General features: G+C 73.3%; 12 protein-coding genes. 3 read left to right on the top strand and 9 right to left on the bottom strand.

Annotation, left to right across the window (positions count from 1 at the left end; all coding sequences use genetic code 11):
- Nucleotides 1–2: 2 nt before the first annotated feature.
- Both purH and purN read right to left on the bottom strand, forming a co-directional pair.
- Nucleotides 3–1,553 carry a bifunctional phosphoribosylaminoimidazolecarboxamide formyltransferase/IMP cyclohydrolase gene (purH, locus tag AOM09_RS03080; protein WP_062384098.1) on the bottom strand — a complete coding sequence of 517 codons (1,551 nt, stop codon included), beginning with the start codon at nucleotides 1,551–1,553 and terminating at the stop codon, nucleotides 3–5.
- Nucleotides 1,550–2,221 (bottom strand): phosphoribosylglycinamide formyltransferase, encoded by a 672-nt coding sequence (purN, locus tag AOM09_RS03075; RefSeq protein ID WP_062384095.1) that lies wholly within the window; start codon nucleotides 2,219–2,221, stop codon nucleotides 1,550–1,552. Before purN ends, purH begins: the two co-directional genes overlap by 4 nt.
- Before the next feature lie 50 nt (nucleotides 2,222–2,271).
- On the opposite strand from purN, the gene AOM09_RS03070 reads away from it, so the two are divergent.
- A complete protein-coding gene (locus AOM09_RS03070; RefSeq protein ID WP_062384092.1) occupies nucleotides 2,272–2,697 on the top strand; it encodes a hypothetical protein in 426 nt (141 codons plus the stop codon).
- On the opposite strand, the gene AOM09_RS03065 is transcribed toward AOM09_RS03070, so the two are convergent.
- The 5 genes from AOM09_RS03065 to AOM09_RS15120 form a co-directional block, all read right to left on the bottom strand.
- Nucleotides 2,669–3,901, bottom strand: coding sequence for a cell division protein PerM (locus tag AOM09_RS03065; protein ID WP_062384089.1), 1,233 nt, complete (start codon nucleotides 3,899–3,901; stop codon nucleotides 2,669–2,671). The genes AOM09_RS03070 and AOM09_RS03065 overlap by 29 nt on opposite strands.
- A 260-nt stretch (nucleotides 3,902–4,161) precedes the next feature.
- Entirely contained in the window at nucleotides 4,162–5,046 is an 885-nt protein-coding gene (sucD, locus tag AOM09_RS03060; protein ID WP_062384086.1) for a succinate--CoA ligase subunit alpha, read from the bottom strand.
- Between the two features lie 9 nt (nucleotides 5,047–5,055).
- Nucleotides 5,056–6,225, bottom strand: coding sequence for an ADP-forming succinate--CoA ligase subunit beta (sucC, locus tag AOM09_RS03055; RefSeq protein ID WP_062384083.1), 1,170 nt, complete (start codon nucleotides 6,223–6,225; stop codon nucleotides 5,056–5,058).
- A gap of 291 nt (nucleotides 6,226–6,516) precedes the next feature.
- On the bottom strand, nucleotides 6,517–7,164 hold the full coding sequence (locus AOM09_RS03050) for a response regulator (protein WP_062384080.1): 648 nt from the start codon (nucleotides 7,162–7,164) through the stop codon (nucleotides 6,517–6,519).
- A complete protein-coding gene (locus AOM09_RS15120) occupies nucleotides 7,161–8,525 on the bottom strand; it encodes a sensor histidine kinase (protein ID WP_062384078.1) in 1,365 nt (454 codons plus the stop codon). The genes AOM09_RS03050 and AOM09_RS15120 overlap by 4 nt, the downstream gene beginning before the upstream one ends.
- A gap of 219 nt (nucleotides 8,526–8,744) precedes the next feature.
- Here AOM09_RS15120 and AOM09_RS03040 point away from each other — a divergent pair, with 219 nt between their 5' ends.
- A complete protein-coding gene (locus AOM09_RS03040; RefSeq protein ID WP_062384075.1) occupies nucleotides 8,745–10,910 on the top strand; it encodes an MMPL family transporter in 2,166 nt (721 codons plus the stop codon).
- A 75-nt stretch (nucleotides 10,911–10,985) separates the two neighbouring features.
- Nucleotides 10,986–11,891: a cysteine synthase CysM gene (gene cysM, locus AOM09_RS03035; RefSeq protein WP_062384072.1), complete on the top strand. Its 906-nt coding sequence runs from the start codon at nucleotides 10,986–10,988 to the stop codon at nucleotides 11,889–11,891.
- Between the two features lie 85 nt (nucleotides 11,892–11,976).
- Here the strand turns inward: cysM and AOM09_RS03030 are convergent, their stop codons facing one another.
- Together AOM09_RS03030 and AOM09_RS03025 are read right to left on the bottom strand one after the other, a co-directional pair.
- A complete protein-coding gene (locus tag AOM09_RS03030) occupies nucleotides 11,977–12,930 on the bottom strand; it encodes an L-lactate dehydrogenase (RefSeq protein ID WP_062384067.1) in 954 nt (317 codons plus the stop codon).
- Between the two features lie 83 nt (nucleotides 12,931–13,013).
- Entirely contained in the window at nucleotides 13,014–13,628 is a 615-nt protein-coding gene (locus AOM09_RS03025; protein ID WP_062384065.1) for a hypothetical protein, read from the bottom strand.
- Nucleotides 13,629–13,656: the final 28 nt, after the last annotated feature.

Raw genomic sequence — 13,656 nt, 5'->3', positions numbered from 1 at the left:
CCTCAGTGGAAGAAGTGCCGCGTGCCGGTGTGGACCAGGGTCACGCCCGCGGCCTCGGCCGCGGCGACCACCTCGGCGTCGCGCACGGAGCCTCCGGGCGAGACCACGGCGCGGACGCCGCCGTCGACCAGCACCTGGAGCCCGTCCGCGAACGGGAAGAACGCATCGGACGCGGCGACCGAGCCCTGGGCCCGCTCCTCGCCCGCGCGGCTCACCGCGAGACGGCACGAGTCGACGCGGTTGACCTGCCCCATGCCGATGCCGACCGCGGCACCGTCCTTGGCCAGCAGGATCGCGTTCGACTTCACGGCGCGGCACGCGCGCCATGCGAACTCGAGCTCCGCGAGCGTCGCCTCGTCGGGCACGGGGCCCGCGACGTGCTGCCACGCGGCCGCATCGTCCCCGGGTGCGTCGATCGCGTCGAGGTCCTGCACCAGCAGGCCGCCCGTGACGCGACGCCACTCGGACGCGAGCGGCGCGGGGTCGATCTCGAGGATGCGCAGGTTCTTCTTCGCGGTGAGGATCGAGACGGCCTCGTCCTCGTAGCCCGGCGCGACCACGACCTCGGTGAAGATCTCCGCGATCTGGCGGGCCGCATCGGCCGTCACCACGCCGTTGGCCGCGATGACGCCGCCGAACGCGCTGATCGGGTCCGTCGCGTGCGCCTTGGCGTGGGCCTCGGCGATGCTCGCGCCGACGGCGATCCCGCACGGGTTGGCGTGCTTGATCACGGCGACCGCGGGGCCCGCGTGGTCGTACGCGGCACGCACCGCCGCATCGGCGTCGACGTAGTTGTTGAAGGACATCTCCTTGCCGTGGAGCTGCCTCGCGCCGGCGATGCCGGCGCCCGAGCCGTCGCTGTAGAGCGCCGCCGCCTGGTGCGGGTTCTCGCCGTAGCGGAGGATCGCCTCGCGGGTGAACGATGCGCCCATCCAGGGCGCGAGGGCCGCGGGCTCGTCCGCGGCGTGGGCGGACATCCACGTGGCCACCGCGACGTCGTACTCGGCGGTGTGGCGGAAGGCCTTGGCCGCGAAGCCGGTCCGCTCGGCGAGCGTGAAGCCGCCGTGGCCGATCGCGTTCGCCGCCTGCTCGTAGTCCGCGGGGTCGACGACGACGGCGACGGACGCGTGGTTCTTCGCCGCGGCGCGCACCATCGACGGGCCGCCGATGTCGATCTGCTCGACGACCTCGTCGTCGGAGGCGCCCGACGCGACGGTCGCGGCGAACGGGTAGAGGTTCACCACCACCAGGTCGAACGCCTCGATGCCGAGCTCCTCGAGCTGGCGCACGTGGTCGGGCAGGCGCCGGTCCGCGAGGATGCCGGCGTGGACCCGCGGGTGGAGGGTCTTGACGCGTCCGTCGAGGCACTCGGGGAAGCCGGTGAGCTCCTCGACCGGGGTGACGGGCACGCCCGCGGATGCGATGCGCTGCGCGGTCGAGCCGGTCGACACGATCTGGACGCCCTCGTGGGCGAGGGCGGTCGCGAGCTCCTCGATGCCGGTCTTGTCGTACACGGAGATGAGGGCGCGGCGCACGGCCTGACGCTCGGTCATGATTGCTCCTGGGGGGCGGGTGGCGGGGTATCGGGGGTGAGGGCCGCGGTCCCGAAGCGGACGGTGCGGCCCGTGACGGTCCAGCCCTCGCGCGCCATGCGGCCGAGCGTGCGGGTCACCAGACCCCGCTCGACCTCCTTGATGCGCGCGTGCAGCGTGGACTCGGTGTCGTCGTCGAGGACCTCGACCGTCGCCTGCGCGACGATGGGCCCGGTGTCCACCCCGGCGTCGACCAGGATGACGGTGCAGCCCGTCACCTTGGCGCCGCCGGCGAGGGCGTCCCGCACCCCGCGCGCGCCCGGGTAGGCGGGCAGCAGAGCGGGGTGCGTGTTGAGGATCCGGCCCCCGAAGCGCGCGAGCGACGGCTCGCCGAGCAGCCGCATGAAGCCCGCGAGCAGCACGAGGTCGGGGTCGAAGGTGGCGACGGTGCGTGCGACGGCCTCGTCCCACAGCGCGCGCGACTCGAAGTCCGCGAGGCGCACGACCGCGGTGGGGATGCCGGCCTCGCGGGCGATGGCGAGCGCGCCCACGCCGTCCTTGTCGGTGACCACGCCCACGATGCGGACGCCGAACGCCTCGTCGCGCGCGGCCTCGATCACCGCGCGCAGCGTGGACCCGGTCCCCGACGCGAGCACCACGACACGCCGGGATCGGGGTGCGTTTGTCACAGCGCCGAGCCTATCGGCATGCTGGGGGTCACACCGACCGAGGGAGCCGCATGCCGCCGACCCCCGCCGACGTGCCCGTGGTGGGTGCCGGCGCACGCCGCGCCGTCCTGTGGAGCCTGCTGCTCCTCACCGCGATGCTGCTCGTGCCGATGCTGGGCCCCACCTGGGGGCTCAGCGCCCTGGTGCTCGCGCCGGCCGGCGCGGCGGCGATGATCACGGCGCTGGTGCTCCTGCGCGGGATCCCGCTCGCGGGCGTGCGCGTGATGCTGTGGATCGGCATCGGGCTCGCGGCGCTGTCGTTCCTCTACGGCCTCGGGCTCGTGGTGCTCCACGACCAGGTGCAGGAGCTCGCCAGCTGCCAGTCGCGGGCGATCACGCACACCGCGCAGCAGCAGTGCCTCGACGACTACGAGCAGGGCTACACGGACCTGCTCGAACGCTGGGGCCTCACCGTGCCGGGGCAGCCGGCTCCGTGACCGCCGGCGCGGGCGCATCGTCCCGCGTCCATCTGGCCCTGACGGCGCGCCATCCGGCGAGCGTCCCCCACACGGCGCCGTAGCCGGCCGCCACGAGCGCGGTGCCGATGAGCGTGACCGGGACGACCTCGGCCCCCACGTCCGCGAGCCGGCCGGGCCCGACGGAGCCGCGCGACAGCGCCGCGAGCGTCACGAGCCCGAGCGCGACCGCGGCGATCGCGACCCCGCCGGCCTTCGCCGACTCCCAGTCGAGGCCGATGCGCCGGAACAGGAGCGCACGGCACAGCGCCGCGATCGCCACGATGCCGAGCGGCGCCCACACCCACCAGCCGCCCGATCCCGAGGGCAGCGCACCGAGCAGCGGCACGCTCGGCAGCGCGTCGACCGTCAGCGTGTCGGGGGCGTACAGCGATCCGGTGCCGACCACGAAGCCGGGACCCACGAGCCACGCGACCATCCAGCACACCATCGTCGGGACGTAAAGCGTCTCGCCGAGCGCGAGGGCGCCCGCGCCGAGCGGGTCCATGTGGAGGTCCGACGCGATGAGCGCGATGCGATCCATGCCGAGCACCGCCCACGCGCCGCCCACCGCGGCCGCCGCCGCGACCACCAGGGCCACCGTGCCGAGGCCCAGCCGCAGCCCGGCGCGCACGAAGTCGGGGACGCGGTCGAGCACGCGCAGCCGCGCGCCGTACGCGCGCCAGATGCCTGCCGCCACCGCGGGTGCCGCGATGAGCGCGCACACGATCGCGGCACGCGTGGCCGAGCCGGCGCGCATCCCGTCCGCCGCCCCGAGCCAGCCGATGAGCGCGGCGCCGGCGGCGAAGGTCGCGACCGACAGCCCCCAGCTGGCCCAGGTCTTGACCGCGAAGCGGCGCGCGACCGCGGCGAGGATCGCGGCGCTCGCGATCGGGAGACCGAGCGGGATGAGGCTCACCGTGGAGTCGCCCGCGACCAGCGGCACGCCGTGGCCGAGCAGCCACAGGTCGGTCGCGATCGTGGCCGAGCCCGACCAGTCGACCGCGGCCGAGCCGTCGAGCGACGGGGCGCCCGCCACCGCCGCGAGGGCGGGCGCGAGCACCACGAGGTAGGACAGCACCACGCCCTGCAGGCCCGTGAGGACGCCTCCGGCCCAGCCGGGCAGCGCGGTGCGGATCCGGTCGAACACCGGCGGGCGCGCGTTCTCAGGACGGGTGGCGGGCATGGGGTCCATGGTCCCCCGGCCCGGGGACGATGCGGCGGACCGCCACGCCTCCCGACCCCTCCGACCCCTCCCTCTCCCCCCGCCGACACTGCCAACGGAGTCGGGCCCGACACGCCGGGCTACGCGGCGTGTGAACGTGTCCAGGCCGGCGTGTCGCGGCGAGATCCGTTGCCAGTGTCCGGGCGGGTGGGCGGGGCTGGCGGGGCGCGGGAACGCGAACGGGGCCCCGGCGATCGCCGGGGCCCCGCATCGTCCGTCCGTCAGGACGCGGTGAGGATCTCCCGCATGAGGCGCGCGGTCTCCGACGGGGTCTTGCCCACGCGGACGCCGGCGGCCTCGAGGGCCTCCTTCTTCGCCTGCGCGGTGCCGGCGGAACCGGACACGATCGCGCCGGCGTGGCCCATCGTCTTGCCCTCGGGCGCCTCGAAGCCGGCCACGTAGCCCACCACGGGCTTGGTGACGTGCTCCTTGATGTACGCGGCCGCGCGCTCCTCGGCGTCGCCGCCGATCTCGCCGATCATGACGATCGCCGCCGTGTCGGGGTCGGCCTCGAACGCCGCGAGGCAGTCGATGTGGGTGGTGCCGACGATCGGGTCGCCGCCGATGCCGACCGCGGTGGTGAAACCGATGTCGCGCAGCTCGAACATCATCTGGTACGTCAGCGTGCCGGACTTCGACACGAGGCCGATCTTGCCGGGCCCGGTGATGTTCGCCGGCGTGATGCCCACGTTCGACTGGCCGGGGGTGATGAGGCCGGGGCAGTTGGGGCCGATGAGGCGCGTGCCCTTGGACTGCGCGTACGCGAAGAACTCGGCGGTGTCCGCGACCGGCACGCCCTCCGTGATGATGACCACGAGCGGCATGCCGGCGTCGACGGCCTCGATCACGGCCGCCTTGGTGAACGGCGGCGGCACGAACAGCACCGAGACATCGGCGCCGGTCGCGGCCATGGCCTCGGCGACGGTGCCGTACACGGGGACCAGCACATCGCCGGGGAACTCGACCTCGGCGCCCGCCTTGCGCGGGTTGACGCCGCCGACGATCTGCGTGCCGGAGGCGAGCATGCGCTGCGTGTGCTTCATGCCCTCGGAGCCGGTCATGCCCTGGACGATGACCTTGGACTCTGCGGTGAGGAAGATGGCCATGATTTCTCCTTACTCTGCCGCGGCGGCGAGCTCGGCGGCCTTGGCCGCGGCGCCGTCCATGGTCTCGACGATGGTCACGAGCGGGTGGTTGGCGTGCGCGAGGATCGCGCGGCCGTCCTCGACGGCGTTGCCGTCGAGACGCACCACGAGCGGCTTGGTCGCCTTGTCGCCCAGCGCCTCGAGGGCGCCGACGATGCCGTCCGCCACCGCGACGCACGACGTGATCCCGCCGAAGACGTTGACGAACACCGACTTCACCTGCGGGTCGTGCAGGATGACGTCGAGGCCGTTGGCCATCACCTCGGCCGAGGCGCCGCCGCCGATGTCGAGGAAGTTGGCGGGCTTCTGGCCGCCGAACTGCTCGCCCGCGTACGCGACCACGTCGAGCGTCGACATGACGAGGCCCGCGCCGTTGCCGATGATGCCGACGGAGCCGTCGAGCTTCACGTAGTTGAGGTTCATGTGCTTGGCCTTGGCCTCGAGCGGGTCGGCCGCGGCCTTGTCCTCGAGCGCCGCGTGGTCCGCGTGGCGGAACTCCGCGTTCTCGTCGAGGGTGACCTTGCCGTCGAGCGCGATGATCGAGCCGTCCTCGGTGCGCACCAGGGGGTTGACCTCGACCAGGGTCGCGTCCTCGTCCTTGTAGACGGTCCACAGGCTGCGGATGACGCCGGCGACCTGGTCGCGCAGCTCGGCGGGGAAGCGTGCGGCGTCGACGATCTCGTACGCCTTCGCCTCGTCGATGCCCACCAGCGGGTCGATGGCGACCTTCGCGAGGGCGTCGGGGCGCTCGACGGCGAGCTGCTCGATCTCCATGCCGCCCTCGACGGAGCACATGGCGAGGTAGCGCCGCTCCGCACGATCGAGCAGGACGGAGAAGTAGAACTCCTCGGCGATCGCGGCGCCGGCCGCGATCATCACGCGGTGGACCGTGTGGCCCTTGATGTCCATCCCGAGGATCGCGGCGGCGTGCGCCTCGGCCTCGTCGGGGTTCTTGGCGACCTTGACGCCGCCGGCCTTGCCACGCCCACCCACTTTGACCTGCGCCTTGACGACGACGACGCCGCCCAGCTGCTCGGCCGCGGCACGCGCCTCGGCGGGGGTCTCGGCGACGATGCCGGGGAGCACGGGTACGCCGTGCTTCTCGAACATGTCGCGCGCCTGGTACTCGTACAGGTCCATGCACTGTCCTCACGCGAAGGGCGCGCCCTCGTCGGCGCGCTTGTCCGTTGGTGCAGGGTCAGCCTACCCGCGCCCCACCCCCGTTCGGGACCATGGTCCCGGGGAATGTCGCCAGAATTGTCGCCAATCTTGAGGTGATCGGCCGACAATCCGCCCCTCCCCATTCCGACACTTCCAACGGAGCTGGTCCCGGTTCGCCGGCGTGTCGCCGGGCGTGACCGGTCCCAGCGCGGCGCGTCGCCGCGAGATCCGTTGCCAGTGTCAGAAGGGCGGCGAGTGAGGCCGGGGCGGTCAGGCCCCCGCGGCCTCGCCAGGGGACACGAAGCCGCTCTCGTACGCGGCGATCACCGCCTGGGTCCGGTCGCGCACGCCCAGCTTCATGAGGATCGACGCCACGTGCGACTTCACCGTCTCGACCGACACGAACAGCTCGCCGGCGATCTCGCCGTTCGACCTCCCTCGCGCCAGGGCGCGCAGCACGTCCTCCTCGCGCTCGGTGAGGTCGGGGAGCCGCTGCGCATCGCGGCTCGAGAACCGTTCGATGACGGCGCGCGTCGACGCGGGGAACAGGAGCGACTCCCCGAGCGCCACCACGCGGATCGACTCGAGCAGCTCGGCGGGCGGGATGCGCTTGAGCACGAAGCCGGAGGCGCCCGACCGCATCGCGTCGAACACGTACTCGTCGACCTCGAACGTGGTGAGCACCAGCACGCGGGTGGCGCACCCGCGCGCGACGATCTCGCGGGTCGCCGTGAGCCCGTCCATGCCGGGCATGCGCACGTCCATGAGCATGATGTCGGGCTGCTCGCGCTCCGCGAGCGCGATGGCGTCGGCACCGTCGCCGGCCTCCCCGACCACGTCCCACCCGTCCTCGGACCCGACGATCGCGCGCAGGCCCATGCGCACCAAGGGGTCGTCGTCGACGATCGCCACCCTCATGCGCGCACCTCCTCGCGCAGATCGTCCCACGCGGAGCCGTCGCCCGCGGGCCGGATGACCGAGGCCAGCGGCAGCAGCACGCGCACGCGGTAGCCCCCGCCGGGCTCGGGGCCGATCTCGGTGCGCCCTCCCATGAGGGTGACCCGGTCGCGCATGCCCGCGACGCCGCGACGCGGACCGTCGCCCCGCGCACCTGCGGGCCTGGCGGTGGAGGCGGCGGCGCCGTTGACCACCTCGATGCCCAGCGCATCGTCCTCCCGCTCCACGCGCACCCGCACGGCGGCACCCGGCGCGTGCCGGGCCGCGTTGGTGAGCGACTCCCGCACGATCCCGAAGGCCGCGCGGCCGATCGCGGGCGGCACGGGGTGCGTGTCGAGCTCCGCGTCGACGTCGATGCCGGCGTCGCGGGACATGGCGACCAGGCCGGGGATGTCGGCGATCCCCGGCAGGGGCGCCCGCTCGCCGACGTCGTCCCCGCGGATCGCGGCGATGATGCGGTCGAGCTCGCCCATCGCGGCCCGCCCGCGCTCCTCGATGGTGCGCAGGGCCTGGCGCGCGAACTCCGGGTCGCTGTCGAACACGTGCGCGCCCGCGCCCGCCTGGACGATGTTCATGGTGATCATGTGGCCGATGCTGTCGTGCAGCTCCTGGTCGATCCGCACCTGCTCCTCGGCGAGCTCGGCCCGCGCCGTCGCCGCCCGCGCGACATCCCGGTCGCAGATCCCGAGCGCCCATCCGGCGACCCACCGGTGAAGCTCGGCGAGCGCGCGGACCAGCCACGCGGGCGCCGGCATCAGCATGATGAGCAGCGGGCTGCCCACCGCCACCCAGAACGCGACCGTGTCGACGATGCGCTGCGCGTCGGCGTCGTCGGCCTCGAGACCGATGACGTCGCTCAGCCCGAGCAGGTGGAGCACGGCGATCACGAGCGCCGCGAGCAGGCTCACAGGCACCACGATCTGCACGATCGCGAGCGCGAACGCGAGGGGCGCGAGCACGATGCGCGCCATGATCCACGCGAGCACCCGCCACGCCTGCTGGTCGTGGAACGACGCCAGCGTGCGGCGCATCAGCGTCGCGTCGGCGGGGATGTGCAGCGGCGCCGGACGCGGGATGTCGTCATCGAGCAGGTGCGCCGCGAGCACGCGCTCAGCGTTGCCGATCGGCCGCATCGACGCCTGGACCCCGATGAGCACGAGCACCCCGACCCAGATGATCGCCAGCCCGATCCCGACCGCGTAGCCCGTCACCGCGTACGTGAACAGCACGATCGCGATCGGCAGGCTGATCAGGAAGTATGCGACCGCGAGCCAGGTCCGCGCCTGCCACATGGCGGCGAAGTAACGTCCGAGTGCACCCATGCCCCCATGGTGCCGCGCCTGGCCCCGCCGCGGCATGGCCCACCCGGAGATTTCCCTTCCCCCCTCCGAGGGAGAGGTGCGCACGGATCCCCCATGCGGGTCACACGGTTCTTCACCCGGGCGAGGCGGACGATTCATCCGAAAGCGGGCCGCGGGCGCCCCAGCCCCGTGCCTACGGTCGACGCAGCCGGACACCTCCGGCGATCTCGGGAGGGGATCATGGAACTTGGCATCACCGGGCGCATCGCCCGCGCCTCGGCCGCACGGCCGTGGCTGACCATCGCGGCGTGGGCGCTCGCGCTCGCCGCCGCGATCGTCGCGGCGGGAGGGCTCGGCGACGCCCTCACGCAGGACGACCGCGTGCTGGTCGCCACCGACTCGGACACCGCGGCGCAGCGCGACGGCGAGCTTCGCGGCGCCGACGCCGCCACCGAGAGCGAGACCGTCGTCATCACCGCGGACACGGCGCGCTGGGGCGACGCGGAGTTCACGGCCGCCGTCGCGCGCGTCGCCGCGGGGCTCGAGTCGCTGCCCGACGTCGTCAGCGTCGCGGCCCCCACCGCGGACCAGCCGTTCCCGGTGTCCGAGGACGGGCGCTCGGCGCTCGTCACCGCGGAGGTGCACGCCGGGTCAGACACGGTCGCCCAGGCCGTCGAGGACGCGACCGATGCCGCCGCATCGGCCGGCTTCACCCTCCGCAACGTGGGCGACGCGACGGCGGAGGCCGCGTTCGACGCCATGGCCGAGGACACGCTCATGCGCGGCGAGGCGATCGGCATCGGCGTCGCGCTCGTCATCCTCGTGGTGGTGTTCGGGGCGCTCGTCGCGGCGGGCCTGCCGCTGATGATCGCGATCGTCTCGATCATCTCCGCGATCGGCGCGACCGCGATCGTGGGTCAGGCGGTCGAGCTCTCGTTCTTCATCGTCAACATGATCACGATGATGGGGCTGGCCCTCGGCATCGACTACAGCCTCGTCGCGGTGCAGCGCTTCCGCGAGGAGCTCGCGCACGGGCGCACCGTGAAGGACGCCGTCGCGATCACCGGGCAGACCGCCAACCGCGCCATCCTGTTCTCGGGCGTGACGGTGCTCATCTCGCTCGTCGGGATGCTGGTGGTGCCGTCGACGATCATGCGCTCGCTCGGCGCGGGCGCGATGATCGTCGCGCTCATGGCCGTCATCTCGGCCCTCACGCTGCTGCCGGCCGTGCTGCGTCTGCTGGGCCACCGCGTCAACCGCGGCCGCATCCCCACGGCGCACCCGGGCCGCGAGCCCCGCGCGTGGACCGCGATCGCGCGCGCCGTCACCGCGCGCCCCGCGGTGTCTGCGGCCGCCGGCCTCGCACTGCTCCTCGCGCTCGCCGTGCCGCTGCTGTCGATCCGCCTCACGTTCCCGGGCCTCGAGTCGCTGCCCGAGGACAACGAGCTCCGCCTCGGCACCGAGACGCTCGTCGCGGACTACGGGCTGGGGCAGTCGAGCACCATGATCGCGGTGGACGATGCGGGGGGCCACGCCGCGGCGGTCGACACCCTCGCGCGGGTGGTCGAGGAGGACCCGGCCTTCGCCGAGACCACGGTCGACTGGCGCGCGGGCACCGCGTTCATCGACACCCGCGGCGTCTACGACTCGGCCGACCCGGCCGCGGACGAGGCGGTCGAGCGGCTGCGGTCGGTGATCGTCCCCGGCGCGCTCGGCGGGACGGAGGCCACCGCCTACGTGGGCGGCGACCAGGCCGAGGCGGTCGACTTCCGCGACGTCATCGTCGACAAGGTGCCGTGGGTCCTCGCGATCGTGCTCGGGGCGAGCTTCGTGCTGCTGCTCGTGGCGTTCCGCTCGCTGGCGATCCCGCTCACCGCGATCGCGCTCAACGTGGTGTCCGCGGCGGCCGCCTTCGGGCTGCTGGTGGCGGTGTTCCAGTACGGCTGGGGCGCCGAGCTGTTCGGCTTCGCGCAGGTCGACGGCATCGCCCCGTGGATCCCGGTGTTCCTGTTCGCGGTCCTGTTCGGCCTGTCGATGGACTACCACGTGTTCCTCATCAGCCGCATCAAGGAGCGCCACGACGCGACCGGCGACACGCGCGACGCCGTGGTCTTCGGGCTCTCCCGCACCGGCTCGCTCATCACGGGCGCCGCGCTCATCATGGTCGCGGTGTTCCTCGGGTTCTCCCTGGGTGACATGGCGGAGTTCCAGGAGATGGGCTTCGGGCTCGCGGCCGCGGTCATCATCGACGCGACCGTCGTCCGGACCATCCTGGTCCCGTCCCTCATGACCCTGCTGGGCGAGCGCAACTGGACGCTGCCGCGGTGGCTCGAGTGGCTCCCGCGGGTGTCCGTCGAGGGCGCGGCCCCCGAGCCGCCTCGCGAGAAGGAGCTGGTCGGGGTCTGACCCCGGCCCAGGCGATGCCCCCGGTGCGCCGGGGGCATCGTCGCGCATCGTCCCCACGTCCGGTTCACTAGGGACATGCACGACTACCCCACGATCGAGCAGACCATCGGCGGCACGCCCCTGGTGAGGCTGCAGCGGCTCGCCGCGGACGCCGCCGCGCGCGGCACCGTGGTCCTCGCGAAGCTCGAGGGCACCAACCCGGCGGGCTCCGTCAAGGACCGGCCCGCGCTGTCGATGATCGAGGCGGCCGAGGCCACGGGCCGCATCCGTCCCGGCGACACGGTCATCGAGGCGACGAGCGGCAACACGGGGATCGCGCTCGCGATGGTGGCCGCGGTGCGCGGCTACGCGATGGTCCTGGTGATGCCCGCCGACCTGTCGGTCGAGAGGGCCCGGACGATGACCGCCTACGGCGCACGCCTGGTGCTCACGGACCCCGCCGGCGGGATGGAGCTCGCGCGCACCACCGCGGACGCGATGGAGGCCGCGGGCGAGGGGATCCAGCTCGACCAGTTCGCCAACCCCGCGAACCCGGCGGCCCACCTCGCGACCACCGCCGAGGAGATCTGGTCGCAGACGGGCGGACGGGTGACGCACCTCGTGTCCTCGATGGGCACCACGGGCACGCTGACCGGGACCGGACGGCGCCTGCGCGAGCTGAGCTCCGCGGTGCGCATCGTGGGCGTGCAGCCCGAGGAGGGCTCGCGCATCCCGGGGATCCGCGCGTGGGAGCCGGAGTTCCTGCCGCGCATCTTCGACCCGACGGTCCCCCACGAGGTGCGGAACGTGAGCCAGGACGATGCGACGCGCACCACCCGCGCCCTCGCCCGGGAGGAGGGCATCCTCGCGGGCATGAGCGCGGGCGGAGCGGCGCACGTGGCCCTGGCGCTCGCCGCCGTCGAGGACGATGCGACGATCGTCTTCATCGTCCCGGATCGGGGCGACCGCTACCTCTCGACGCCGCTGTTCGCGGAGGACTGACCGTCTCACGCGCCCTGCGAGGTGCTCAACGCCCGTTCCGGCCCGCTCTGGGCACTCAGCACCTCGCAGGGCGTGGAGGTGAGCCTCAGCCGACGCCGAAGCGGTTCGCCGTCTCCTTGATCGAGCGCGCCGAGGCCTCGAGGAGCGCCTTCTCCTCGTCGTCCATCGGCGTCGCGGCCTGGTGCTCGATGCCGTTGCGGCCGATCACCGCGGGGAGCGACATGCACACCTCGCCCACGCCCGGGTAGTCGATGAGGGTCGACACCGGCATGATGCGGCGCTGGTCGCCCAGCACGGCCTCCACGATGCGCGCTCCCGCGGCGCCGACCGCGTAGTTGGTCGCGCCCTTGCCCTCGATGATCGTGTACGCGGACCGCATGACGTCGTGGTGGATCTGCTCGCGCACCTCGGGGGTCATGACGACCTCGCCGTCGCGGCCGCGCCAGTCCATGAGCGGCTGCCCGCCGATGGTCGCCGAGGACCACAGCGCGACCTCGGAGTCGCCGTGCTCGCCCGCGATGTACGCGTGCACGTTGCCCACCGCGATGTCGCAGTGCGCGGCGATCTGGTGGCGCAGCCGCGACGTGTCGAGCGCCGTGCCCGAGCCGAACATCCGCGACGGGTCCATGCCCGACTTCTTGATCGCCGCGTACGTGACCACGTCGACGGGGTTGGTCACGAGGATGTAGATCGCGTTCGGCGCGGCCTCGAGCAGCGGCGGCAGCACCTTGTCCATGAGACCGATGGTCGCGCCCGCGAGGTCCATGCGCGTCTGGCCGGGCTGCTGCTTCGCACCCGCGGTGATGACGACCACGTCGGAGTCCTCGACCACGCCGATGTCCGACGAGCCCAGCACCGTCGCCTCAGGCATGAACTGGATGCCCTGCGCGAGGTCGAGCGCCTCCGCCTCGACCTTCGCCTTGTTGATGTCGTAGAGCGCGACCGTGCGCGCGAATCCGCGCATCAGGCCTGCATACGCCAGGGTCGCGCCCACGGCTCCCGCGCCGACGATCGACACCTTCGAGGTCTTGTCCGACATGCCATCCTCCTGGGGTTCCGGTCCAGGACGAGCCTAGCGGCGGCGCCCGTCGCGCGTCGCCCGTGAGGGGACGATGCGCCGCGTCAGCCCGCGTCGGCCAGGCAGATCGTCTCGGGGTCGGGCCCGGCGACACCCGCGGCGAGGGCCGCATCGCCCTGGGTCGAGCCGATGGTGGCCCAGGCGAGGAGGTCGACGCAGCCGGCGCGGCCGATCGCGAGCGGCGGGACCACCTCCTGGTGCGACGTGATGCCCGTGGCCGCGTCGAGGCTCCCGACGTCGAAGCGCACGGCCGCACCGTCGCATCCCCGGGTCATCTCCGCGAGGCTGTCGGTCATCATGGGTGCTCCGAAGTCCCACTCGCCGCAGGTCGCGTCGCCGACCACGATCCCGGCGTCGACGGCGGTGAGCTCGCCCGCTCCGTCGCAGCCCGGATCCATGTGCACGCTCGCGACGGTCTCGCCGACGAGCGCGGTGTCCGTCCAGGCCCGCCACGGCAGCGCCGCGATCACCGGCCTCCGCTCCGTACCCTCGAGCGTGGCCGAGAAGGCGACCTCGGCGCAATGCCCCGATTCCGCATCGGCCAGGGTCCACTCGCGCTCGACCGGCACCGTGGTGACGGCATCGGCCGGCACCCACGGGACCGCGAGGGCGGCCACGATCACCGCTGCGGCCACCGCGCCGATCCACCAGGCTCGCATCGTGTCCCCCTCCGCCGTACCTGGGGGG

Origin of the sequence: Demequina iriomotensis (genome assembly GCF_000971395.1) — a bacterium.
GTDB lineage: Bacteria > Actinomycetota > Actinomycetes > Actinomycetales > Demequinaceae > Demequina > Demequina iriomotensis.
The sequence above is the reverse complement of the archived record's forward strand: the minus strand, read 5'-3'. Positions and strand labels throughout refer to the sequence as shown.